19 protein-coding genes and 3 pseudogenes are annotated in these 23270 nt (G+C 69.1%); 7 read left to right on the top strand and 15 right to left on the bottom strand.

What is annotated here, in order from left to right; translation table 11 throughout:
* Positions 1-227, top strand: a pseudogene (locus tag ACNFOC_RS28640) (hypothetical protein); the annotation flags it as partial.
* Positions 228-237: 10 nt separating this feature from the next.
* Complete coding sequence (locus ACNFOC_RS28635) at positions 238-627, top strand: hypothetical protein (protein WP_416961968.1); 390 nt, start codon at positions 238-240, stop codon at positions 625-627.
* A gap of 6 nt (positions 628-633) precedes the next feature.
* Here ACNFOC_RS28635 and ACNFOC_RS28630 read toward each other — a convergent pair whose 3' ends face one another.
* Positions 634-1497, bottom strand: a complete 864-nt coding sequence (locus ACNFOC_RS28630) for a DUF4184 family protein (RefSeq protein ID WP_416961967.1) — start codon at positions 1495-1497, stop codon at positions 634-636.
* 185 nt (positions 1498-1682) lie between these two features.
* Between ACNFOC_RS28630 and ACNFOC_RS28625 the strand changes: the two are divergent.
* Positions 1683-1997, top strand: a pseudogene (locus tag ACNFOC_RS28625) (tetratricopeptide repeat protein); the annotation flags it as partial.
* A 107-nt stretch (positions 1998-2104) separates the two neighbouring features.
* On the opposite strand, the gene ACNFOC_RS28620 reads toward ACNFOC_RS28625, so the two are convergent.
* From ACNFOC_RS28620 to ACNFOC_RS28580, 9 genes are all read right to left on the bottom strand, one after another.
* Entirely contained in the window at positions 2105-2719 is a 615-nt protein-coding gene (locus tag ACNFOC_RS28620) for a response regulator (RefSeq protein ID WP_416961966.1), read from the bottom strand.
* On the bottom strand, positions 2716-3924 hold the full coding sequence (locus ACNFOC_RS28615) for a sensor histidine kinase (RefSeq protein WP_416961969.1): 1209 nt from the start codon (positions 3922-3924) through the stop codon (positions 2716-2718). Before ACNFOC_RS28615 ends, ACNFOC_RS28620 begins: the two co-directional genes overlap by 4 nt.
* A gap of 5 nt (positions 3925-3929) precedes the next feature.
* Positions 3930-4670 (bottom strand): ABC transporter permease, encoded by a 741-nt coding sequence (locus ACNFOC_RS28610; RefSeq protein ID WP_416961965.1) that lies wholly within the window; start codon positions 4668-4670, stop codon positions 3930-3932.
* Positions 4667-5590, bottom strand: coding sequence for an ABC transporter ATP-binding protein (locus ACNFOC_RS28605; RefSeq protein ID WP_416961964.1), 924 nt, complete (start codon positions 5588-5590; stop codon positions 4667-4669). Before ACNFOC_RS28605 ends, ACNFOC_RS28610 begins: the two co-directional genes overlap by 4 nt.
* 136 nt (positions 5591-5726) lie before the next feature.
* Positions 5727-6143: a hypothetical protein gene (locus tag ACNFOC_RS28600; RefSeq protein WP_416961963.1), complete on the bottom strand. Its 417-nt coding sequence runs from the start codon at positions 6141-6143 to the stop codon at positions 5727-5729.
* A gap of 23 nt (positions 6144-6166) precedes the next feature.
* A complete protein-coding gene (locus ACNFOC_RS28595) occupies positions 6167-8800 on the bottom strand; it encodes a hypothetical protein (protein ID WP_416961962.1) in 2634 nt (877 codons plus the stop codon).
* Positions 8801-8950: 150 nt separating this feature from the next.
* A complete protein-coding gene (locus ACNFOC_RS28590; protein ID WP_416961961.1) occupies positions 8951-9367 on the bottom strand; it encodes a DUF6113 family protein in 417 nt (138 codons plus the stop codon).
* On the bottom strand, positions 9367-10266 hold the full coding sequence (gene mshB, locus ACNFOC_RS28585) for an N-acetyl-1-D-myo-inositol-2-amino-2-deoxy-alpha-D-glucopyranoside deacetylase (RefSeq protein ID WP_416961960.1): 900 nt from the start codon (positions 10264-10266) through the stop codon (positions 9367-9369). The genes ACNFOC_RS28590 and mshB overlap by 1 nt, the downstream gene beginning before the upstream one ends.
* 23 nt (positions 10267-10289) lie before the next feature.
* The gene (locus tag ACNFOC_RS28580; RefSeq protein ID WP_019072052.1) at positions 10290-10484 is read right to left on the bottom strand and encodes a hypothetical protein; all 195 of its coding nucleotides are present in this window, start codon (positions 10482-10484) and stop codon (positions 10290-10292) included.
* 216 nt (positions 10485-10700) lie between these two features.
* On the opposite strand from ACNFOC_RS28580, the gene ACNFOC_RS28575 reads away from it, so the two are divergent.
* Entirely contained in the window at positions 10701-12818 is a 2118-nt protein-coding gene (locus tag ACNFOC_RS28575; protein WP_416961959.1) for a S9 family peptidase, read from the top strand.
* Positions 12819-12968: 150 nt separating this feature from the next.
* Here ACNFOC_RS28575 and ACNFOC_RS28570 read toward each other — a convergent pair whose 3' ends face one another.
* The 5 genes from ACNFOC_RS28570 to ACNFOC_RS28550 all read right to left on the bottom strand — a co-directional run bounded on the left by ACNFOC_RS28570 (position 12969) and on the right by ACNFOC_RS28550 (position 18754).
* Positions 12969-14072 carry an ABC transporter ATP-binding protein gene (locus ACNFOC_RS28570; protein WP_416961958.1) on the bottom strand — a complete coding sequence of 368 codons (1104 nt, stop codon included), beginning with the start codon at positions 14070-14072 and terminating at the stop codon, positions 12969-12971.
* A complete protein-coding gene (locus ACNFOC_RS28565; protein WP_033286827.1) occupies positions 14065-15039 on the bottom strand; it encodes an ABC transporter ATP-binding protein in 975 nt (324 codons plus the stop codon). The genes ACNFOC_RS28570 and ACNFOC_RS28565 overlap by 8 nt, the downstream gene beginning before the upstream one ends.
* A 120-nt stretch (positions 15040-15159) precedes the next feature.
* Complete coding sequence (locus ACNFOC_RS28560; protein WP_416961957.1) at positions 15160-16140, bottom strand: ABC transporter permease; 981 nt, start codon at positions 16138-16140, stop codon at positions 15160-15162.
* Positions 16133-17056, bottom strand: a complete 924-nt coding sequence (locus ACNFOC_RS28555; RefSeq protein WP_406122473.1) for an ABC transporter permease — start codon at positions 17054-17056, stop codon at positions 16133-16135. The genes ACNFOC_RS28560 and ACNFOC_RS28555 overlap by 8 nt, the downstream gene beginning before the upstream one ends.
* Positions 17057-17116: 60 nt before the next feature.
* Positions 17117-18754, bottom strand: a complete 1638-nt coding sequence (locus tag ACNFOC_RS28550; RefSeq protein WP_416961956.1) for a peptide ABC transporter substrate-binding protein — start codon at positions 18752-18754, stop codon at positions 17117-17119.
* A gap of 448 nt (positions 18755-19202) precedes the next feature.
* Between ACNFOC_RS28550 and ACNFOC_RS28545 the strand changes: the two genes are divergently transcribed.
* The 3 genes and pseudogenes from ACNFOC_RS28545 to ACNFOC_RS28535 all read left to right on the top strand — a co-directional run.
* Positions 19203-20228 carry an ABC transporter permease gene (locus ACNFOC_RS28545; protein WP_416961955.1) on the top strand — a complete coding sequence of 342 codons (1026 nt, stop codon included), beginning with the start codon at positions 19203-19205 and terminating at the stop codon, positions 20226-20228.
* 94 nt (positions 20229-20322) lie between these two features.
* Positions 20323-22053 (top strand): ABC transporter substrate-binding protein, encoded by a 1731-nt coding sequence (locus tag ACNFOC_RS28540; RefSeq protein WP_416961954.1) that lies wholly within the window; start codon positions 20323-20325, stop codon positions 22051-22053.
* 102 nt (positions 22054-22155) lie between these two features.
* Positions 22156-23103: pseudogene (locus tag ACNFOC_RS28535) on the top strand (ABC transporter permease); the annotation flags it as partial.
* Between the last annotated feature and the right edge of the window lie 167 nt (positions 23104-23270).

The following is a 23270-nucleotide window of genomic DNA, read 5'->3' as shown; positions in this document are numbered from 1 at the left end:
CGTCGACGCTGCACGCGCCGCGAAGTCCCATCCCTGATCCTCACCGACCCGTCCGCCCGCAGCACCCGCGCCCGTGCGTCCGTCCGCATGCCGCCCTTGGTGCCGAGGTCCGCGCCGCGAACGTCCTGTGGTCGCGCGGCGACAGCGGCACCGACGTGCGCGAACACCAGGCGCGGCTACGGCAGGTCGACTGGCTCTTCGACGGGCCGCCGCCGGCGCGACCGTAAGGATGCGGGCATGGGTATACGCACGCTTCACCGCCGGACGGCTCAGGCGCAGGCAGCGGACGGCGCTGCCGCGCAGGGTGCGCCCCGACCGCCGGTCCCGGCCTTCGCGGCCGGCGCAAGCACCGCCCGCATCCCCGCCGACCTCGCGATGGCCGTCCAGCACACGGCCGCAGGCATCCGGCGCCGCCTCACGTTCCGGGACGACACGGCCGTAGACCCCCGAGAACAAGCCAGACATCCTCAGGGACCCGCCACCACCCCCACCGGCACCCCTGTCTGGCGTCTCTGGGCCGACCTGGGCCGCAGCTACCTGGACCTCGTCCTCGCCCGGCTCCCGAGGTCACCCTCCGCGCACACCATGACGGTGTTCATAGCGACCCCGCCGGACAGCCCCGCATGACCGAGCTCAGCGCGAGCCCGCACTACGGCCCCGCCCCGCGCTGACCCCGTCCGGCTCGCCAGGCACCCCGGCCGGTGCCGGGCGCCACACGCGGACGCCGGCCGCGTACAGCAGCACGCCCAGGACCAGTCCCGCCCCCGCGCCGAAGCACAGGGTCGGGATCAGGTCCCAGGGGGTTGCCGTCGAGCCCCAGTAGGCCCACCAGGTCGACGCCCGTTCCGCCGCCGCGACCAGCGCGCAGCCGGCGAGGACGACCCCGGCCGCCCACCGGTCCCGTACCGACAGCACGGGCACCCCCACCGGCTCTGCGGCCGGAACCCGTCGTAGCGCACGCACCACGAACGCGGTGATCAGCAGCGCGGCGAGCGCCGAACTGCCGTACTGCAGGGCCGAGAAGAGGGGTCTGCCGCCCAACTGCCGGTCGAGGACGGGGAGAAGGCGTACGCCCCACCGGTCGTGGTGCGTGAACGCGTCCCACACGACGTGGGTCAGGCCGCCGAGGACCGCGGAGACGTACCACCACGCGGCCAGTGACGGGGTCGCACGCGCGCGTGGAGCGCCGCAGCGCAACAGGGTCGCCGTCCGGGGCTGGCGGGTGCGCGGGAGCAGGGCCACCAGGGGTTCGCGCAGCAGCAGCCAGAGGCCGACCGTCGCCCAGGTGATCGCGACGTCGACCGTGAAGACGCCCGGGAAGGAGTGCGTGACCGTCCCGAACTCCATCGCCCCGGGGACGACACTCGCCGCGTAGTACGTCATGTCGGGGGCGAAGGAACCCGCCACCAGCACCGCCGGTACGAGACGGCCGCGCCCCTTTCCGTCGCCGCGCACGGCGGGCAGTACGGCGGCGGCATGACTCAAAGTGAACGGCAACGGGGCTCCCCGTAGGAGACATCGGCATATGGCCAAGCGGTGAATAACGGTCACGAACGGGTGCCCGTGCAAAGCAAGTTGTCGTAGGGTCGCCTGGGTCGCCGCGCGGGGGAGTGCGGGCGGGCGATGGCACCGGAACAGAAGTACACACCATCCGAAAAGCACCACGAGGGCAACCCGCTTCGCTGGAGCCCGGGATGCTTGTGCCTGCGGCGCCTTTGGAGGTTCTGTCCCGTGTCCTGAACAACATCCGGGCGTGGGCTGCGGCTCGGCCTGAGCGGTCGGATGTTGCCCTGTGGGCTGTTGAGTTGGCGCTGCTGTTGCCTTCGCATTCGGCTCGGTTGCGTTATGAGCGGGCTCAACTTCTTGTGCAGCGAGGGGATTTCCTCACGGGGGCGGCTGAGCTGGAGGCGTATGCGGAGGTGGTGGCTGTGGTGGATGCGCCTGCGGCGGACCAGGTGCGGGGGCAGGCGCAATCGGCTCGGGCTATGTTGAACTGACGTTCGCCTATGCGCCGTTGGGGCTTTGGATGTCTTGCGTCTGATGGCGCGTTGGGGCTGGTCGCGCAGTTCCCCGCGCCCCTGGGGAATCGGACCTGGCCTGCGCTCTAAAGCCAGCCCTTCTCCCTCGCGATGCGTACCGCCTCTGCCCTATTACGAACCGCCAGTTTCTGGATCGCCGTCGACAGGTAGTTGCGGACCGTGCCCTGCGACAAATGCAAGGCCTTGGCCAGTTCCGCGTTCGTCGAGCCGTCCGCCGCTGCCCGCAGCACCTCTCGCTCGCGGTCGGTCAAAGGGTTCGCGCCCTCCGCCAGGGCCGCTGCCGCCAAGGTGGGGTCGATGACCCGCTCGCCCGCGAGTACTTTCCTTACCGCTTCGGCCAGTTGGGCCGCCGGGGCGTCCTTGACCAGGAAGGCGTCGGCGCCCGCTTCCATCGCGCTGCGGAGGTAGCCGGGGCGGCCGAAGGTCGTGAGGACCACCAGTTTCACCTCGGGGAAGGCCTTGTGGAGTTGGGCCGCCGCCTCGATGCCCGTGCAGCCCGGCATCTCGATGTCGAGGAGGGCCACGTCCACCTCGTGCTGCCGTACCGCCGCCAACACCTCGTCGCCGCGTGCCACTTGGGCGACGACCTCGATGTCGTCCTCCAGGCCGAGCAGTGCGGCCAGTGCCTCGCGGACCATCGACTGGTCCTCGGCGAGGAGGACCTTGATCGTACGGCTCATGCGGGCGATCCTACGTCCGTCACAGCGGCCGGAGCCGCGGCGGGCACCCGTGCGACCAGCCGGAAGCCGTGTTTGAGGCGGGTCGCCTCCAGGGAGCCGCCGGCCTTCTCCAGGCGCTCGGTGAGGCCGGTCAGACCGTTGCCGGGGGCCTTTGCGGAGCCGCCCGAGCCGTTGTCCTCCACGGAGAGTTCGAGCATCGGGCCGTCCAGCGTCTGGCGTCGGACCAGTTCGACCACGCAGCGCCGGGCGCCGCTGTGCCGTACGACGTTCGTGATCGCCTCGCGCAGGGCCCAGGCCAGGGCCGATTCGCTCTCCTCGGACACGGCGGTCAGGTCCGGTTCCGCGGGGAGGTCCGCGATGACTCCCGCCGCCGTCAACGCGACCTGTGCGCCCGCCAGTTCGCCGGCCAGGCGGGGGCGGCGGTAGCCGGTGACCGCCTCACGGACATCCACCAGGGCCTGGCGGCTGACCTGTTCGATGTCCGCGACCTGCTGGGCCGCCTTGTCGGGGTGGTCGGGGAGCATGCGGCCGGCGAGTTCGCTCTTCAGCGTGATCAGGGAGAGGGAGTGGCCCAGTAGGTCGTGCAGGTCTCGGGCCAGGCGCAACCGCTCCTCGTTCGCGGCGAGTTGGGCGACCGTCGCCCGCGCCTTGCGCAACTCGACCGTCGTGCGCACCAGTTGCCGTACTCCTGTCATGGAGTAGCCCACCAGCAGCACGATCAGGAACAGGCCCCAGGCATCGTCCAGGTCGTCCACGAACCAGCCCGCCAGCATCATCGCGGCGGTGGTCAGCGGGATCGTCCAGTACGCGGCGCTCAGGGGGAGGGTCACCCCGCAAGTGACGGAGACGTACACGAAGAGGCCGAGCCAGGCGCTGCCGAGGGAGAACGTCAGGACCACCGCCAGGACCCAGAGGACGGCGACCAGGGCGGCGATGATCCAGCCGGAGTAGGGGCGGCCCATGGTGCGGAAGACGACTGCCAGGTAGGTCCCGGTGAAGGCCACCAGGCCCACCCAGCCGGCCGCCGTGGCCGCGGTGGTGTGGTGGCCGCCGGCCAGGTCCTGCACGGGCGCGCCGAGGAAGACCAGCCAGGGCAGGACCCACACCAGCTTGCGCAGCACCTCGCCCCGGTTGCGGGGCGGCTGCCCGATCCGCACCAGCCGCTCCGCCCGGGCCTCCTCGTCGGACCGCAGGTCTTCGGTCATCGCGCTCACGCCTTCAGCGTGTCCTTCCGGTACAGCCACGCCGCCCCGCCCGCGAACAGGGCGAAGTAGACGACGAGGAGGGTGACGTCCTTGGCGTGGGGCGACTGGCTCTGCTCGATGGCCTGCCCCAGGGCAGCGTACGCGTGGGTGGGCAGCCACTTGGCGATGTCCTGGAGCCAGGTCGGAAACGTCGTGGCGGGCATCCACAGGCCGCCCAGCATCGACAGTCCGAAGTAGGTGATCATCGTGATCGGACGGACCGCGTCCCCGCTCGCCATGTACCCGATGGCCACCCCGAGCGCCGCGAAGACCAGGCTGCCGGCCCAGATCGCGCCGGTCAGCGCGAGCCACTGCCAGGCGTCCAGCCGTACGTCCTTCACGGTCGCGGCGACGACGAAGACGACGACGATCGACGGCAGGCTGACCACGGCGGCGCTGGCCGTCTTCGCGATGACATAGCCGCGCCCCGGCAGCGTGGTGAGCCTCAACTGCCGTACCCAGCCGCTCTCCCGCTCCTTCGCGATGCGCTCGCTGTTGCCCATCAGGACAGCGGTCAGGGCGCCGAAGGAGGCCATCGAGACCATCATGTAGGTGGCGACCGTGAGGCCCGTGCCGTCGATCCTGTCGGTGCCGCCGGCGTTGCCCGCGATCAGCAGGAACAGGGCGGACGGGTAGATCACCGAGAAGAACAGGAACTTGCGGTTGCGCAGGGCGCGGGTGAGTTCCAGCTTGATGAGACTGTTCATGACTGCTTGGCCTCCTCGGCGGCGGTGATGGCGACGAAGGCCTGCTCCAGGCCGAGCCCGGCGACTTCGAGGTTGCGGGGGTAGACGCCGAGGCCGTAGAGCGCGTGGACGGTCGCGTCGGCGTCGGTGGACTGGATGCGGATCGTGGAGCCGCTTATGTCGATTGTGGTGAGGAAGGGAAGTGCCCGCAGCGGGGCCTCGTCGATCTCGCCCTCCAGGTCGAAGGCGACCTTGCGTGCGCCTGCCTTCGCCTTGATCTCGGCGGCGGTGCCGTCCGCGAGGAGCCGGCCGCGGTGCAGGACCAGTACGCGGTCCGCGATGGCGTCGGCCTCTTCGAGGTAGTGGGTGGCGAAGAGGACCGTACGGCCCTGGTCGGCCTGTTCGCGCATGGTGGCCCAGAAGGCCTGCCGGGCGGTGACGTCCATGCCGGTGGTCGGCTCGTCGAGGACGATCAGGTCGCTGTCGCCGGCGGTCGCGAGGGCGAAGCGGACGCGCTGGGCCTGGCCGCCGGAGAGCTTGTTGACCTTGCGGTCGGCGATCTGGGCGATGCCCGCGCGGGCGATCACGTCGGCGACCTCGTACGGCTTCGGGTGCAAGTCGCAGGCCAGCTTGACGAGTTCACCGACGGTGACCTCGTCCATCAGCCCGCCGCTCTGGAGCATCGCGCCCACCCGCCCGGCGACGATGGCCTCGCGCGGACTGGTCCCGAAGACCTCGACCCTGCCGGTGTCGGCCTGCTTGAGGCCGAGCAGCAGATCGAGGGTGGTCGACTTGCCGGCCCCGTTCGGCCCCAGCAGGGCCACCGTCTCCCCCGGGTGCAGCACGAGCGACAGCCCGTCGACGGCCCGTACGTCGCCGTAGCTCTTGCTCACCTGATCGAACCCGACCACCGGGGTGGCCGTCGCGGCTGTTGTCGTCATGGCACCCATCGTGGCCGCCGGGCCCGGGGCCACGGCAGTGTCGGCGGTCCTGAGTGGCGGATGACAGATGTCATGCGGAACGGATGACGGAAAGCGGACCGGCCCCCGTCAGGTGTTGCCGGTCACGTGTTGCCCGTCACGTGTTGCCGGTCACGAGATACTTGTGACCGTTGTATTCGAGCCAGATATCAATGGCCTTGTGGTCGGTGAAATTCTTCGCGCAGTAGACCCACTTACCGTAACCGGCCTTGTTGACGCACTTTCCCTTGCGGTTTCCCGTGAGCCAGTACCCGGTGACGGACTTGTGGTCGTTCTTCTCGTCCCGCACGTAAATGCCGTCGTCGCCCCGGTCGAAGCAGACGCGCCCGCTCGGGCTGCCGATCGCGCAGGCATCGCCCCGCTGATTGAAATAGCCGAGCTCGTCCGGGTCGTAGGCGGTCTCGATCCCGGTGTTGACCTCCCAGGAAGCCGCCGAGGCGGACCCCGTGAACACACCGAGAGTCCCGATGGCGACTGCGGCTGAAACCATGGGCACGGCAAGACGACGCCGCATACTTCCCCCTTGCATTCCGATCGTCAATTGCTGAGCGGAATGGTGACAATACGCGCCGCCGCCGTCTTTCCACGCAGCGCCTCGCGCAGACCGACAGCGACGTCAGACGCCGCCACATCTGTCTTCGAACCGTTTCCCCGCTCGAACTGCACGCCGGCGAACGTGGCGCCGTAGAGCTTCTTCAGTTCGTCGAGGTCGTAGTGCTCGACCAGTTTGCCGTTGACGGCCTGCACGCTCAGGAACTTGTAGATCGAGTTCTGCGGGCTGAACGACACCGCGTGCGTGGCGTCGGTCTGGATCGTCACGTTGGCCGACATCGCGAGCTTCGCGAACTCCTTCATCTCGCGGTCGACCTCGGCGTTCGTGATCGTCGGCTGCTTGGTGGTCGTCGGGACCGTCACCGCGGTGGCCGTGCCGGTCTCCACCTCGGTGCGGTACGCCTCCTCGACGGCCGTGACGGAGCCGGCCGCGTCGATGGCCTTGCCCGCCTTGCCGTAGACGGCGACCGCCTTGTCGGCCTTGAACTCGATCGTGCCCTCGGTCACCGAGCCGGAGCCGGAGCCGCCGCCGAGGTCGGTGAGGGCGGCGGTCAGCTTCTCCTCGTCGACCGGCATCTCGGGCTGGACGACCCGGTGCTGGCCGAAGAGCGAGCCGATCACGGAGACCGGGTTGTAGTCGCTGGTGGCCGCCTTGCTGACGGTGGCCGCGAAGTCGAACTGAAGCCCCGCCTGGTCCGGCTTGAGCGAGACCGTCTTGCCGCCGACCGACAGCTTCAGCGGCTTGTTCACGCGGTCGCCGAACGCGTCGTCGAGCTTCTTGACGGCGTCGTCACGGGTGCCGCCGCCGATGTCGACGCCGAGCACGGTGGTGCCCTTGGGCACGTCGGTGTGGTTCATCAGCAGCCCGGCGCCGTACGCGCCGCCCGCGATGACGAACACGCCGACGACGAGCAGGACCAGCTTGCTGCGGCCCTTCTTCTTTTTCTTCGCGCTCTTGCCCGCGTTCTTCCCGGCGGGCGCGCTCTGCGCCGAACCGGGGTCGGGCAGCTTCGGGGGCGTGTGCGGCAGCGGCCCGTCGGGATGGGTACCGGTGCCGAACGGCGAGTTCCCGGCGCCAGGGATGACCGGCATACCGCTGGTGACGGTGTGTCCGGAGACCTGGTCGGCGGGGGCGCCGTAACCGGGGCTCCCGGGCGCGGGGGCCGGCTTCTGCGGGGTGAGGATCGCGGTGTCGTCGCTGAGACCACCGCCGGGGATCGTGCCGGGGAGACTCGCGCCGCCGGGGGTGCCGGGGCCCATTCCGGGACCACCGGGGCCCATGCCGGGACCGCCAGGACCCGCGCCGGGAGCGCCGGGACCCATCCCCGGGCCGCCGGGACCGCCGGGACTCGTGCCAGGACCGCCAGGGCCCCTGCCGTGCCGGCCGGAGGACGCACCCGGGGCGCCGGGACCGCCAGGGCCTCCGGGTCCGCCCGGTCCGGCGGGTCCACCGGGACCGCCGTTCGTGCCGCCAGGTCCGTCGGCGTAGCCGCTCAGCGCGCTGGGCGCACCCGGGGCTCCGCCCATGGGGCCGGGCGGCAGCATCAGGCCGTTGCCGGTGACCGGACCGCCGGTCGGGCCCGCGGGTCCCTCGGGACCGCCCTGGCCGCCGCGTCCGTTCGGGCCGTTGAAGCCGCTGGGTCCACCGGGACCGCCCGGGCTTCCGGGGCCCATGCCCTGGCCGTCGGGACCGGGGAACTGTTCGGCTCGCCCGCCGGGGCCGTTGCCCCCGGGGAAACCGCCCAGCTCGCCCTGGCCGTTGGGCTCGGGGTAACCACCCTGGCCGCCTTGGCCGTTGGGCCCGGGGAAACCGGCCTGCTGCCCGTTGTCCGAGAAGTACGGCAGGTCGTCGCGGCGGGGCTCGCCGGGGCCGCCGTTGGGGCCTGTGTTCGGGCCGCCGCCGTTCGGGCGTGGCCCGTTGCCCAGCGGACCGGCCGCCAGTGCTTCCGTCACGTCGAAGGAACCGGTGCCGCCACCGTGCCCGGGGGCGACGGGTCCGGCGCCGGTGGCGCCGCCGATTCCGGCGCCGTTCGTACCGCCGCCGTTCGCGCCGGCCTGACGGGCGGCGCTCGTCACGTTCATACCGCCGACCACACCACCGGGGCGGCCGGCGCTCGGCCGGCCCGCACCGGGCGCTCCGGCGGCAGGCGCACTCGGGGTGCCCGCGGCCGAACCGCCGGGAATCCCGGCGCCGTTGGTGCCGCCACCGCCCTGACCGCCCTTCGCGGGGCCGGACTTGCGGGGTGCGAACCAGTCGCTCGTCTTCTCCTCGGCGCCGGGCAGGGCGAGTTCGGCGGACGGCTCGACGACGCCGCTCGTGGGCAGCGCGGAACTCGGCAGCTGCACCTCGGCGGTCGTGGATCCGTCGCCGGACCCGTTGTCCGCGACGGGCGTGCGCACGACGACAGGCGGAATGGGCCGCGAACCGGGGATGTTGATCCGGATCCGGGTCGTCAGCGTCGTCTCGGTCTTGCGTTCCTCCGGCTGCGCGGCCGAACGCCCCGCGTCCGTACGGTCGTCGGAAGCCGCCGGCGTCCCGTACGGCGGGGTCCCCGAGGGGTAAGCGGCTCCGCCGCGCCCGTCGGGCCCGGAGGACGGAGTGTCAGTTTCACGACTCAAGGCAGGTTCTCCCGGTTGGCTCCGCCGCCCGACACCCACGGGCGACTCGGCGGCGCGCACCACCATACTGGCCACTTCTTGGCGGTATCCCACGGCCGCTGGGGAAACCCACACCGGACTCGCACGCGCGCGTCACCGCGAAGTGGTACGTCACTTGCCAAGTCGGACGTCAGGGCTGGTTGGTTGCCGCCCCAAACCCAACGTGGCACAGATCACAGCTACGGCCATCCCGCCGAGCAGGAAGAGATAGGAACCGACTCCCGCGCCGAAGAGGAAGTCGCCTTCCGGGCGGCTGGCGGTGAGCAGGATGACGGCGACCATCCAGCCGGCGGCGGGCGCCACGGCACCGCCCCGGCCCTCGGTCGCTCTCGCGCCGCCGACGAACGCCCCGGCCGCTCCCACGAGCGCGAGCAGCAGCCCGCCCGGGAACCACGCGGCCTGCACGAGCGCCCCGGCCGTCCCGACGACCGCGCCGAGCACGAAGAGCCCGAGGTAGGCCAACACCCGCGGTGCGGACGGCCGTTGCAGCGGCTGGGCGAGCAAGCTCCCACCGTTGGTGGCACTCATCACAGGCCCAGCCCTTCGAAGAGATCGGTCTCGGGCGCGCGGTCACTCACCACAGGGTGCGCCAACTCGTAGTACTCGGTGGTGAACACGGGCTGCGCGAGGTCGTTGGAGAGCGCGAAGTACGGCTGGTCCGGGGCCACTTCGATCTGCGTGGCGTGCGCGCGCATCGCGGCGGTCTTGGCGGCGGCGTACGCGGTGCCGTCGACCACGGTGGTGATCCGCCCGTCGTCCACGACACCCGGTACGTCGTCCACGGCGGCCGTCTCGGCGAAGGGGAGGTCCGGCAGCGCGTCACGGAGCCGCGCGAAGCCCTCTTCCACGACGGTCCGGGGTACGCGGTTCCAGTAGACCTTGGCGATCGACTGCCCCGCGCCGGCGGCGAGTTCGGCCGCGCGCATGGCGACGCGGTGGGCCTGGATGTGGTCGGGGTGGCCGTAGCCGCCGTCGGGGTCGTAGGTGACGAGGACCTGCGGACGCACTTCGCGGATCACCTCGACGAGGTGTCCGGCGGCCTCGTCGACGTCGGCCTGCCAGAAGCAGGTGGGGTCGTCGTTGTCCGAGGTGCCCATCATCCCGGAGTCCCGGTATCTGCCGGGGCCGCCCAGGAAGCCGTGGTCGGTGACCCCGAGCGCCTTCATGGCGGCGGCCAGCTCGCGCTCCCGCTCCTCGGCCAGTCCGGCGCCCGACAGATGCCGCAGCGCGGGCGGGATGACCTCGCCGCGCTCTCCGAGGGTGCACGTGACCAGCGTCACGTGGGCACCCTCGGCCGCGTACTTGGCCATCGTCGCGCCGTTGTTGATCGACTCGTCGTCCGGGTGCGCGTGCACCAGCAGCAGACGACGAGCGCAGCGAGATGGGGGTCCCCCCGCCCGCAGGGTGGGGGAGGGCAGTTCCGTCATGGACCCACCCTAAAGGCGAGCCGTCAGAACTTGATGCTGCCGATCATGCTCGCGATATTCGTCGTGAGATCGCTGATCGTGGGCGCGACCGTCGACGAGGCCAGATAGAACCCGAGGAGGACACAGACGACCGCGTGCCCGCCCTTCAGCCCTGATTTCTTGACCAGAAGGAAGACGACGATCGCCAGCAGCACCACCGCCGAAATCGAGAGTGCCACGGCGGCTCACCTCCAATGATCCCAGGGACTAGGGGGGTCGGACTATGGGGGCAATGGGGTCCATGGGGTGGACCCCTAGAGCAAATCGGTACAGCAAATCCATACAGGAGCCAGCAGGTTCATACCCACGCAGCGCTAGTGATCATAACTATCCGCGCTCGCGCATCGCTCGGCGCACAGCCGCACAAGGGGGCGCATGGCCAATATGGTCGGGGGATGACGACCGAGGCTGACTCCTTCCCCCGACGGCACGCCCGTACCCAGCGGTTCACGCTCGGCGCGCCGCGCGCGTTCACCGTGTCGCCCGACGGTTCGCGGGTCGTGTTCCTGCGCTCCTCCTCCGGCACGGACCGGGCGAACGCGCTGTGGGTCCTCGATCCGGCGGCCGGCGAGGAGCGCGTCGCGGCCGACCCGCGCGCCCTCCTGGGCGGCGCCTCGGAGCACCTCTCGCCCGAAGAGCGGGCGCGCCGCGAACGCACCCGCGAGGGCGGCGCGGGGATCGTCGGCTACGCCACCGACAGCGAGGCCGAGTTGGCGTCTTTCGCCTTGTCAGGGCGGCTTTTCACGACGGACCTGCGGTCCGGCACCGCACGCGAACTCCCGGTCCCCGGACCGGTGATCGACCCCCGCCCCGCCCCCGACGGACGGCACATCGCCTACGTCACGGGCGGCGCCCTGCGCGTCGTGGGAGCCGGGGGCGACGGCGACCGGGCGCTCGCCGAGCCGGAGTCGGACCACGTCACCTATGGACTGGCCGAGTTCATCGCGGCCGAGGAGATGAGCCGTACGCGCGGCTTCTGGTGGTCGCCGGACTCGGAGCGGCTGCTGGTCGCCCGCGCGGACGACACGCCTGTACAGCGCTGGTGGATCGCCGACCCGGCCCACCCCGAGCGCGAGCCGCAGCGCGTCGCGTACCCGGCGGCGGGCACGGCCAACGCGGACGTACGGCTCTACGTGATCGGTCTCGACGGGACGCGCACGGAGGTCGTCTGGGACCGGGCGCGGTACCCGTATCTGGCGCGAGTGCACTGGTCAGCGGCGGGTGCGCCGCTGCTGCTCGTGCAGGCCCGGGACCAGCGCAGCCAGCTGTTCCTCGCCGTGGAGCCCGACTCGGGGGCGACCCGGATGGTGCACGCCGACGAAGATCCAATTTGGCTTGATCTTTTCCCTGGCGTGCCGTGCTGGAGCCCTTCGGGACGGCTCGTGCGGATCGCCGACGAGGGCGGCGCGCGGGTGCTCGCGGTGGGTGAACGCCTGCTCACAGGGCCGCAGCTGCACGTCCGCGCGGTGCTGGACGTCTCCGACGACAGCGTGCTGGTCTCCGCGTCGGCGGGCGAGGACGCGCCGACCCCGGAGACCGGCGAGGTGCACGTCTATCGCGTCAACGAGCTCGGCCTGGAGCGTCTCTCGCAGGAGCCCGGCGTGCACTCGGCGGTACGCGCCGGGGGCGTGACCGTGCTGATCTCGGCGGTGCCGGACCGGCCGGGCACGCGGGTCCAGGTGCTGCGCGAGGGCAAGAAGGCGGTGCCGATCACGTCGTACGCCGAAGATCCCGGTCTGTCCCCGCGCATCACGTTCACCGAGGGGGGCGCACGGCGCGTCCCGTGCGCCCTGCTTATGCCACGGGACTACGACGGCAGCAGCACGCTTCCGGTTTTGATGGATCCCTACGGTGGTCCGCACGGCCCGCGCGTGGTCGCCGCGCACAACGCGCACCTCACGTCACAGTGGTTCGCCGACCAGGGTTTCGCGGTGCTCGTCGCCGACGGCCGCGGCACCCCGGGCCGCTCACCGGCCTGGGAGAAGGCCGTCCACCGCGACTTCACGGTCTCCCTGGACGACCAGATCGACGCCCTCCAGGACCTCGCGAAGTCCCACCCGCTGGACCTCTCCCGGGTGGCCATCCGCGGCTGGTCGTACGGGGGTTGGCTCGCGGGACTCGCCGTGCTGCGCCGCCCGGACGTCTTCCACGCGGGCATCGCGGGCGCCCCGGTCACCGACTGGCGGCTCTACGACACCCACTACACCGAGCGGTACCTCGGCGACCCGGCCAAGGACCCGGAGTCGTACGCGAAGAGCAGTCTGATCACCGACGACGGGCTGTCCTCCCCCGCCGACCCGCACCGCCCGCTGATGGTCGTGCACGGCCTCGCCGACGACAACGTGGTGGTCGCGCACGCCCTGCGGCTGTCCTCGGCCCTGCTGGCCGCCGGCCGCCCGCACGAGGTGCTGCCACTGTCCGGGGTGACCCACATGACCCCGCAGGAACAGGTCGCGGAGAACTTGCTCCTGCTCCAAGTGGACTTCCTGAAGCGGGCGTTGGGGATGCCCTAGGTACGGCAACGGACCGGGGCGACATGGCGCGCCCCGGTCCGTTTACGGCACCCGCACGGCCGTACGTCAATCAGGTTGACGCGTCCGTATATCGAGATCGGGTCGGCCGAGTTGCCTGTGTGTTAACGCAATTGATGCCTGTTTGTGCGGTTATTCCGCCCCCTGCTCAAGATCGTCCGTCGGTTCCGCGGGGGTCGCGTCCTGGGGTACGACCGTCTTCTCCTCGGCGAAGTGGCAGGCCGAGTCGTGGGCCGCGGGGCCGCTCGCGAGCCGGAACTCGGCGGGCACGGCGAGCAGCGGCACCTCCAGTGAGCAGCGCTCCTGCGCCTTCCAGCAGCGGGTGCGGAAGCGGCACCCGGAGGGGATGTTCGTCGGCGACGGCACGTCACCCGCGAGGATGATCCGCTCCCGGTGGTCCCGCGCGTCCGGGTCGGGCACGGGCACGGCGGAGAGCAGCGCCTGGGTGTACGGGTGCGTCGGGTGGTCGTAGATCTCCTCGTCCTTGCCGATCTCCACAATCCGGCCGAGGTACATGACCCCGACCCGGTCCGAGATGTGCCGGACGATCGACAGGTCGTGCGCGATGAAGATGTACGACAGGTCGAACTCGTCCTGGAGCCGGTCGAGGAGGTTGATGACCTGGGCCTGTACGGACACGTCGAGCGCGGAGACGGGTTCGTCGGCGACGATGACCTCGGGGCGCAGCGCCAACCCCCGTGCGATGCCGATGCGTTGGCGCTGGCCGCCGGAGAACTGGTGCGGATACCGGTTGATGTACTCGGGGTTGAGCCCGACCACGTCCAGCAGATCCTGAACCCGCTTGCGCCTATCGCCCTTCGGCGCCACCTCGGGGTGGATCTCGTACGGCTCCCCGATGATGTCGCCCACCGTCATCCGGGGGTTGAGGGATGTGTACGGGTCCTGGAACACCATCTGGATGTTGCGCCGGGCGGCCTTGAGCGCCCGCCCCGACATACGGCTGATGTCCTCGCCCTTGAACTTGATCGACCCGTCCGTCGGCCGCTCAAGGTTGACCAGCATCTTGGCGACGGTCGACTTACCGCACCCGGACTCCCCGACGATGCCGAGGGTCTCGCCTCTGCTGAGCGTGAAGTCCACACCGTCGACCGCCTTGACGGCACCGACCTGCTTCTTGAAGAGGATGCCCTGGGTCAACGGGTAGTGCTTGACGAGTCCGGTCACTTCGAGGATCGGCTCAACTGTTGATCCCGTTACGGCTGTCGACTCAACCATTGAGGCACTCCCTCCAGAAGTGGCAGGCGCTGCCCCGGTGTTGATCCACCTCGTACAGCTCGGGTTCGTCGGTCCGGCACACGTCCTGGGCCATCGGGCAGCGGGGGTTGAAAGCGCAGCCCGGCGGGATGTGCATGAGGTTCGGCGGCAGGCCCTTGATGGCGTAGAGCTCCTGGCCCTTCTGGTCCAGGCGCGGGATCGAGTCCAACAAGCCGCGCGTGTACGGGTGGGCGGGCGCCTTGTAGATGTCGTGGACGGGGGCCGACTCGACGATCCGGCCCGCGTACATCACGGCGATCTTGTCGGCGACGTCGGCGACGACCCCGAGGTCGTGGGTGATGAGGATGAGCCCCATGTGCAGCTCGCGCTGCAACTCGGCCAGCAGGTCCATGACTTGGGCCTGGACGGTCACGTCGAGGGCGGTGGTCGGTTCGTCGGCGATGATGAGCGCCGGCTCCAGGGCCAGCGCCATGGCGATCATGATGCGCTGGCGCATACCGCCGGAGAACTGGTGCGGATAGTCGCGGACGCGCTGGGCCGCGCCCGGGATCCGCACCCGGTCCATCAGCTCAACGGCCTTGGCCCGCGCGTCCTTTCGGGACATGCCCCGGTGCACGATGAACATCTCGCCGAGCTGGTCGCCCACGGAGAGCACGGGGTTGAGCGAGGACAGCGCGTCCTGGAAGATCATCGCCATCTCGGCACCGCGGACTTTGCGCCGCTCTTCTTCCTTGAACTTCAGCAGATCCTTGCCCCGGAAGAGGATCTCGCCGCCGGTGATCTTCCCCGGCGGCACATCGAGAATCCCCATCACGGCCTGCGCGGTCACGGACTTCCCGGACCCCGACTCCCCCAGCACCGCCAGGGTCTCCCCCTCGTCCACGCTGTAGTTGACCCCGTTGACGGCCTTGGCGACCCCGTCCCTGGTCCTGAACTCCACATGCAGATCCCGCACTTCGAGCAGCATGACGCCGGTCACCTCACCTTCGGATCGAGGGCGCCGCGGGTCGCGTCGCCGAGCGTGCTGAACACGGACACGGGGATCAACTCCCGTCGCGCGCCGCGCACTTGCCGCACCCTCACGCCGTCACCTCAACTTCGGGTCGAGGGCGTCGCGCACCGCGTCGCCGAGCATGATGAACGCGAGGACGGTGATCGCCAGGGCTCCGGCGGGCCAGAGGAGCATGTGGGGGGCGTTGCGGATGTACTGGGACGCCGCGGAGATGTCGATGCCCCAGCTGACCGTGGGGGGCTTCAGGCCCACGCCGAGGTACGACAGGGTCGCCTCCAGCGAGATGTAGGTGCCGAGGGCGATCGTGGCGACGACGATCACCGGGGCGACCGCGTTCGGGGTGATGTGCCGTAGCAGGAGGCGGGAGTTGGAGGCGCCGAGGGCTCGCGCGGCCTGGACGTAGTCGTTCTGTTTGGCGGTGATGACCGAGCCGCGGGCGATGCGGGAGATCTGCGGCCAGCCGAGCAGGACCATGAAGCCGATGACCGGCCAGACCGTGTTGCTCGTCACCACGGAGAGCAGGACGAGGCCGCCGAGGACCACCGGGATCGCGAAGAAGATGTCCGTGACCCGGGACAGGATCGAGTCCCACACCCCGCCGAAGAACCCGGCGAGTCCGCCGAGCACCGACCCGAAGAAGGCGACGCCCAGCGTGGCGAGGACGCCCACCGTGACGGACGTACGGGTGCCGTAGACCGTGCGCGTGTAGACGTCGCAGCCCTGGCCGTCGTAGCCGAAGGGATGGCCCGGCTGGGAGCCCTCCTGGGCCTTGGCGAGGTCGCACTTGAGGGGGTTGCCCGACGCGATCAGCGAGGGCCAGAGGGAGATGACGATCAGGAAGAGGATGACCAGCGCGGAGATGATGAAGACGGGGTTGCGGCGCAGGTCGCGCCAGGCGTCGGACCAGAGGCTGCGGGGCTTCTCCTGCGGTCCCGTGCCTTCGGGGCCGCCCGGAGTCTTCTCCAAGGTCTCCGCCTCGCTCGTGGCGAGGTCCATGGCGCCGCCCATGCCGGTCCCGGCGATGGCGCGCTCCGGTTCGAACGGCTGCTCAGGCATAGCGGATCCTCGGGTCGAGTACGGCGTAGAGGAGGTCGACGAGGAGGTTGGCGACCAGGAAGACGAGGACCAGGACCGTCACGAAGCCGACCACCGTCTGGGTGTTCTGGCGCACGATCCCCTGGTAGAGCTGGTAGCCGACCCCGTGGATGTTGAAGATCCGCTCCGTGACGATCGCGCCGCCCATCAGCGCGCCGATGTCCGTGCCGATGAACGTCACCACGGGAATCAACGAGTTGCGCAGCAGGTGCCGTACGATCACCCGGCGTCTCGGCAGGCCCTTCGCGACGGCCGTACGGACGTAGTCGGAGCGCCGGTTCTCCGCGATGGACGTCCGGGTCAGCCGGGTCACGTACGCGAGGGAGACCGAGGCGAGGACGAGCCCGGGGACGATCAGTTCGCTGAAGGTCGCCTCCGGCGAGACGGACGGTTTGATCCAGCCCCATTCGACGCCGAGCAGCAGTTGCAGCAGCAGACCGGTGACGAAGGTCGGGATGGAGATCACGACGAGGGTGAGCAGCAGCACGGTGGTGTCGATCGGGCGGCCGCGCTTGAGGCCGGTGATCACGCCCAGCGCGATGCCGACGACGATCTCGATGAGGATCGCCACGAGGGTCAGCCGGATGGTGACCGGGAACGCGGTCGACATCAGCTCGGTGACCTTCTGGCCGTTGAACGCCGTCCCGAAGTCACCGGTGAAGACGTTCCCCATGTAGGTCAGGTACTGCTGCCACACGGGCTTGTCGAGGCCGAACTCCCGCTTGAGCTGGGCGGCCGTCGACGGGTCGCACTGCCGGTCGCCGCACAGGCCCGCGACGGGGTCGCCCATCACGTTCACCATCAGGAAGATCAACAGTGTGGCGCCGATGAAGACCGGGATCATCTGAAGCAGACGCCGGATTACGTACCGTCCCATGGGGGCTCCGGGGATCGTGGGGGCGGGCCGCGGCGGACCCGCCCCCGGTGCGACTCAGGCTCAGCTGACCTTGATCTCGTTGTAGACGGGGACGCTGAACGGGTTCAGAGCCACGTTGGAGAGCCGGTCGGAGTAGCCCGCGCTGCCGTTCTGGTACCAGAGCGGGATGGCGGCCATGTTGTCGCGGACGACTTCCTCGGCCTGCTGGAAGAGCTTGATCGCCTTGCTCGTGTCCGTCTCCGCGTTGGCCTGGTCGACGAGCTTGTCGAAGTCCTTGTTGGACCACAGACCGTCGTTCGAGGAGGCGTTGGTGTAGTACAGCGGCTGGAGGAAGTTCTGGATGAGCGGGTAGTCCATCTGCCAGCCGGCGCGGAACGGCCCGGTCATCTTGTGCTGGCCGATCTGGTTGCGGAAGTCCGCGAAGGTGCCGACCGGATTGCCGACGCACGCCTTGTCGTTGCCGAGCGCGTTGTTGATGGAGTTGCACACGGCGTCCACCCACTCCTTGTGCGAGCCCGTGTCCGCGTTGTACGTGATCTTGACCTGGCCGCCGGGGATGCCGCCGCCCTCCTGGACGAGCTTCTTCGCCTCGGTCGGGTCGTACTTGCAGGAGTCCCCGCACAGCCCGTCCTGGAAGCCGCCCTCGGTGCCGAGCACCGGTGAGGTCCAGTCGGTGGCGGGGGTGCGGGTCTTCTGGAAGATCGTGTCGGTGATCTGGTCCCGGTTGATCGCCATGGACAGCCCCTGGCGGACCTTCTCCGAGCCGCTCTTGTTCCAGTCCTTGTCGTAGTACGGGAACGCGAGGGTCTGGATGATGCCGGCGGGCGTGTTGATGTACCGGTCGCCGAGGTCGCTCTTGACGTTCTTGAGCTGCGAGGCGGGGATGTCGTCGACGAGGTCGAGGTTGCCGGCCATCAGGTCGGTGTAGGCGGTGTTGTTGTCGGTGTAGACCTTGAGGGTCACGCCACCGTTCTGCGCCTTGTCCTCACCGGTGTAGCCGTCCCACTTCTTGAGCTGCATCTGCGAGCCCTTGGTGTACGACGCGATCGTGTACGGCCCGTTGCCGACCGGCTTCTTCAGCCAGCCCGCGTGGTCGGAGAAGAACGTCGACGGCAGCGGCGAGTAGGCCGCGTAGCCGAGGGTGTCCGGGAAGGTCGAGAACTTCTGGGTGAGCTTGATGGTGAAGGTGTCGGTGCCGGTCACCTTGAGCCCGGTGAGCGTGGTCGCGCTCTGCGAGCCGCTGTCGGGGTGGACCTTGTCGTAGCCCTCGATGTACCCGAAGAAGTACGCGTTCTTCTGGTTGTTCTTGAGGCTGGCGCCGTAGTTCCACGCGTCGACGAACGACTTCGCGGTGACGGCCTCGCCGTTGCTGAACTTCCAGCCGCTCTTGACCGTGACCGTGAAGTTCTGCGAGTCCGTGGTCTCGATCTTGTCGGCGAGCATGTCCTCGGCCTTGCCGGTCTTCGGGTCGTACCGCTTCAGTCCGCGGAAGACCATGTCGAGGACCTTGCCGCCCTGCACCTCGTTGGTGTTGGCCGGCTCCAGCGGGTTCTGCGGGTCTCCCCAGGAGGCGCTGAGCACCGCGCTGTCGTCACCACTCCCGCCGCTACTGCTGCTCCCGCCGCCCCCACAGGCGGTCGCCGCGAGGGCTACCGCCGCCGCGCAAGCGGCCCATTTGGCGTGCGTGGCTCCACGCATCGAGTGCCTCCTCAGGAAAGCCGGTCCATGCTGATCCGTTACCGGTCAATATCGGCTTAAAAGGAGCACATCGCCTGCGGGCCCACCCGTTCGAGGGACCTCTGACCCCGGTTCAGTCGATCTTCGGCATGGAGCACAATGGATCACCACGAAGCGATGCGGAACCGTTGGATTGTGACGCCCCGCTGTACGCATTCCGATACACAGGCGTCCGGATAACGAACTCATTGCCCGTTTCGCGCAGTTGGCCCGATCTAAAACACGGATCGATCACGGCACGCTACACGCGTAGCTACGGAATGCTAAAGCGAGGGCAAAGAAGGTAAAGAGAAACCCAAGTCGGTCCAGATTTTATTGACCTTGCATGAATTGCGTTGAAAAAGTCCGGCGTAGCCCGTAGGGGAGTGCCCTGCGGAGTCTCATCAGACCCCCTTGGGCCAGGAGCAGCATGATCTCCCCAATCCGACCCGCGGTCCCGCTCGAGGTGACCGACGAGAGCCTCGAGAAGTCGATCACTTCTCCCGACTCGAAGGGCAACGAGAGCCGGTCCCCGGGTCAGCTCGCGTGGCGCCGGTTCAAACGGGACCGTACGGGCGTCATATCGGCGGTCATCGTGATCTTCTTCTTCGCGATCGCGCTGGCCGCTCCCCTGATCTCCAAGCTCTACGGGAAAGATCCGTACACGACGTACGCCAGCCAGGACCCGGGTCTGCTCGACGCCTTCTCGTACCCGGCGGGTCCCAACGGCGGCATGAGCTCGCAGTTCTGGTTCGGCATCGAGCCGCAGCTGGGCCGCGACGTCTTCACCTTCCTGCTCTACGGCATCCGCACCTCGCTCGGCATCGCCCTGGCAGCCACCCTGATCACCACCGTCGTCGGCGTCGTGGTCGGCGTGGCCGCGGGCTACGTGGGCGGCAGGACGGACTACATCGTCGGCCGGATCATCGACATCGTGCTGTCGATCCCCTCGACGCTGTTCATCATCGCCTTCATGCCGGTGGTGTTCGGACTGTTCGTCGCCGCCGACGACAACATCCCCACCTGGCTGCGGGCCACCACGCTCATCATCATGATGTCCTTCTTCGGCTGGGCGTCGATCGCCCGTCTGCTGCGCGGCCAGGTACTCGGCCTGCGCGAGCGGGAGTTCGTCGAATCCGCCAAGGTGACCGGGGCGTCACCGGCGCGCATCGTGTTCAAGGAACTCCTGCCGAACCTGTGGACCCCGATCCTGATCCAGTCCACCCTCATGCTCCCGGCCTACGTGACCGCGGAGGCGGGCTTCGCCTTCCTCGGTGTCGGCATGATCGACCCGACCCCCGACTGGGGCGTCATGATCCAGCGGGGCGCCCAGTTCTACACCCAGGACTTCACCTTCATGCTCTTCCCGGGCCTGGCCATGGTGATCTTCGTCCTGGCGTTCAACCTGCTCGGCGACTCGGCGCGTGACGCGCTCGACCCGAAGTCCAAGCGCTGACCCATCTCTCATCTCCGGCCCGGTCAAAGTCGTCCGGCTGGTCCCGTCCCACCCGTAAGGCAGGGTTACTGTGTCTTTTTCCCGTAGAAACTTCATGATCGCCACCGGCGTGGTGGCCGCGTCGAGCTCGGTGCTGACCGCTTGCGGCGGCGGCAACTCGACCTCGAACAGCAAGGTCCCCTCGGTCAGCAAGGCCAAGCAGAGCAAGATCGAGGTCGGCACGAAGGCCGACTCGACGGGCCCGGCCCCCGAGGTCGCCGGCGCGGTCAAGGGCGGGACGATCTACGGGCTCGACCAGTTCGACATGGACCACCTGGACCCGGCGCAGATCTACGTCTCCACCGAGATCCTCATCACCACGCCGATCATGCGCGGCCTGACCGGCTACAAGCTCGACTCCAAGGGCGGCGCCACCCTGGTCGGCGACGTGGCCACGGACGCGGGCACGGCCAAGGACGGCGGCAAGACCTGGTCGTTCACCATCAAGGACGGCATCAAGTGGGAGGACGGCTCCGACCTCTCCATGGACGACGTCCGGCACACCTTCGAGCGCCTCTTCGCCTCCTTCGTCACCGAGGGTCCGCGCTACGTCCAGCAGTTCCTGGTGGGCGGCGACAAGTACACGGGCCCCTACGAGGGCAAGAACCTCGACTCCATCGAGATCGACGGCAAGACCGTCACCTTCCGCCTCAACGAGGCCCGCGGTGACTTCAACTTCACGCTGGCCGAGCGGGCGTACTCCTTCGTGAAGAAGTCGAAGGACACCAAGGAGAAGTACGACAAGCAGCCGTTCTCCTGCGGCCCGTACAAGATCTCCGCCCGTGACGTCGGCAAGTCGCTGACGTACACCCGCAACGAGCACTGGGACGCGGCGACGGACCCGATCCGCAACGCCTACCCGGACAAGTACCTCTTCCAGTTCGGCTTCGAACTGCTGGCCTCGACCGACCGCTACATCGCGGACAAGGGCAACGACCAGTACACGATGTCGATCTTCAACGAGGTCGCCCCCGAGCGGATAGCCACGGTCCTCACCAACGCGAAGCTCAAGCAGCGGGTGCTCACCGCGGTCGACACGGTCACCTACTACTGGCCGATCAACACCACCCGGATCACGGACGTCAAGGTCCGCCAGGCCATCAACTACGCCTGGCCGAACCAGCAGTTGCAGACCATCCGCGGTGGCGCGTCCACCAGCGAGATCGCGACCACGATCTTCTCCCCGGTGACGCCCGGTTACGTGGAGTTCGACCTCTACGGCAAGACCACGAAGCCCGGCGGCGACCCGGTCAAGGCCAAGGCCCTCCTCAAGGAGGCCGGCAAGGTCGGGCAGAAGCTGGTCATCGCCTACCAGACGTCGGACAACGCGGTGAAGCAGGCCGTCGCGATCAAGAACGCGCTGGAGGCGGCCGGCTTCACGGTCGTCAACAAGCAGATCGACAAGTCGACCTTCTACACCCAGATCGGCAAGATCGACAACACGTACGACCTGTTCGCGGCCGGCTGGAGCCCGGACTGGCCGGGCGGCTACTCGGTCTTCTACCCCTGCTGGGACGGCGAGAACATCGGCGACGGCCGCAGCAACTACGCGCAGCTGAAGAACGCGAGCGTCGACAAGGCGATCGCCGCCGCCTCGCAGATCACCGACGCGGACGCGGCCAACAAGGCCTGGGGCGCCATCGACAAGCAGGTCATGGAACTCGCGGCCTGTGTCCCGGACTACCACGCCATCCGCAACTGGATGCACGGTTCGAAGGTCGGCGGCTTCGTCTACGACGCCGGAAACACCGGCATCGCGCTCACGAGGCTCTACGCCAAGGCGTAGGCGCCACACGGCACCAGGGGGCGGCCTCACCGGGCCGCCCCCCACCGGCCCCACACCCCTCACGCCCCGGCAACGGCGCCTCGCCCGGAGAGTCCTGACCCCATGTTCCGCTTCCTTGTCCGCCGTACGATCGGCGCGCTGGTCATTCTGCTGATCATCAGCGCCATCACCTTCTGGCTCTTCTACGCCGTCCCGCGTGACCCGGCCATGATGTCCTGCGGCAAGAACTGCACGCCGGCCTCGCTCGCGCAGATCCGGCACAACCTGGGCATCGACCACCCGATCCCGGTCCAGTACTGGGACTGGCTGAAGGCCATCTTCGTCGGGCGTGACTACAGCGGCTTCGGACACTGCAACGCTCCGTGCCTCGGCTACTCCTTCGCCAACAACGAGCCCGTCTTCGGCACGATCATGGACCGGCTGCCGCTGACCCTCTCGCTGGCCTTCGGCTCGGCCGTCATCTTCCTGACCTTCGGTGTCGGCACGGGCATGATCGCGGCGCTGAAGCAGGGCAAGTTCCTGGACAAGTTCGCGACCTCGGCGTCGCTGCTCGGCTCCTCGCTCCAGATCTACTTCGTCGGCTACATCGCGCTGTACTTCCTGGTCTTCAAGGCGGGCATCCTCGACCAGCCCTCGTACACGCCGCTGACCGAGAACCCCGTCTCCTGGTTCTCCGGCCTGCTCCTGCCGTGGATCGTGCTGTCGATCATCTTCACCGCCAACTACACCCGCATGGCCCGCTCCCAGCTCGTCGAGCAGCTCACCGAGGACTACGTCCGCACCGCCCGCGCCAAGGGCCTCTCGCGTGCGAACGTGTTCCTGCGCTTCGCCTGGCGCGGCGCCATGGGCCCGATCGTCACCGTGTTCGGCATCGACCTGGGCACCCTGATCGGCGGCGCGATCATCACCGAGCAGGTCTTCAGCCTCCAGGGCATCGGCCGGCTCGCGGTGACCTCCGTCAACCAGAGCGACCTGCCGATGCTGCTCGGCGTCACCGTGCTGGCGGCCGCCGCGATCGTCTTCTTCAACATCATCGTCGACTCCATCCACACCGACACCAGGGCGCCCACAGCGGCCAGCGCCAGGCCGGCGCCGACGACCACCGGACGTCGTCGGCGGCGCGGTGTGGCGGTGCCTACGGCGAACTCCGCCTCGTCGACCGTGCGCGGCACGCGTCGGCCCGGCGCCTTGTCCACCAGCGGCGCCAGGACCGGATC

Source organism: Streptomyces colwelliae, from assembly GCF_048158785.1.
Lineage (GTDB): Bacteria > Actinomycetota > Actinomycetes > Streptomycetales > Streptomycetaceae > Streptomyces.
The sequence above is the reverse complement of the archived record's forward strand: the minus strand, read 5'-3'. Positions and strand labels throughout refer to the sequence as shown.

Coding starts and splice junctions, on each gene's coding strand:
- ACNFOC_RS28545 (WP_416961955.1), top strand. CDS start 19,203: ATGATCTCCCCAATCCGACCCGCGGTCCCGCTCGAGGTGACCGACGAG.
- ACNFOC_RS28615 (WP_416961969.1), bottom strand. CDS start 3,924: ATGACCGAAGACCTGCGGTCCGACGAGGAGGCCCGGGCGGAGCGGCTG.
- ACNFOC_RS28570 (WP_416961958.1), bottom strand. CDS start 14,072: ATGGTTGAGTCGACAGCCGTAACGGGATCAACAGTTGAGCCGATCCTC.
- ACNFOC_RS28540 (WP_416961954.1), top strand. CDS start 20,323: ATGATCGCCACCGGCGTGGTGGCCGCGTCGAGCTCGGTGCTGACCGCT.
- ACNFOC_RS28600 (WP_416961963.1), bottom strand. CDS start 6,143: ATGCGGCGTCGTCTTGCCGTGCCCATGGTTTCAGCCGCAGTCGCCATC.
- ACNFOC_RS28590 (WP_416961961.1), bottom strand. CDS start 9,367: ATGAGTGCCACCAACGGTGGGAGCTTGCTCGCCCAGCCGCTGCAACGG.
- ACNFOC_RS28605 (WP_416961964.1), bottom strand. CDS start 5,590: ATGACGACAACAGCCGCGACGGCCACCCCGGTGGTCGGGTTCGATCAG.
- ACNFOC_RS28550 (WP_416961956.1), bottom strand. CDS start 18,754: ATGCGTGGAGCCACGCACGCCAAATGGGCCGCTTGCGCGGCGGCGGTA.
- ACNFOC_RS28610 (WP_416961965.1), bottom strand. CDS start 4,670: ATGAACAGTCTCATCAAGCTGGAACTCACCCGCGCCCTGCGCAACCGC.
- ACNFOC_RS28620 (WP_416961966.1), bottom strand. CDS start 2,719: ATGAGCCGTACGATCAAGGTCCTCCTCGCCGAGGACCAGTCGATGGTC.
- ACNFOC_RS28560 (WP_416961957.1), bottom strand. CDS start 16,140: ATGCCTGAGCAGCCGTTCGAACCGGAGCGCGCCATCGCCGGGACCGGC.
- ACNFOC_RS28575 (WP_416961959.1), top strand. CDS start 10,701: ATGACGACCGAGGCTGACTCCTTCCCCCGACGGCACGCCCGTACCCAG.
- mshB (WP_416961960.1), bottom strand. CDS start 10,266: ATGACGGAACTGCCCTCCCCCACCCTGCGGGCGGGGGGACCCCCATCT.
- ACNFOC_RS28565 (WP_033286827.1), bottom strand. CDS start 15,039: ATGCTGCTCGAAGTGCGGGATCTGCATGTGGAGTTCAGGACCAGGGAC.
- ACNFOC_RS28635 (WP_416961968.1), top strand. CDS start 238: ATGGGTATACGCACGCTTCACCGCCGGACGGCTCAGGCGCAGGCAGCG.
- ACNFOC_RS28555 (WP_406122473.1), bottom strand. CDS start 17,056: ATGGGACGGTACGTAATCCGGCGTCTGCTTCAGATGATCCCGGTCTTC.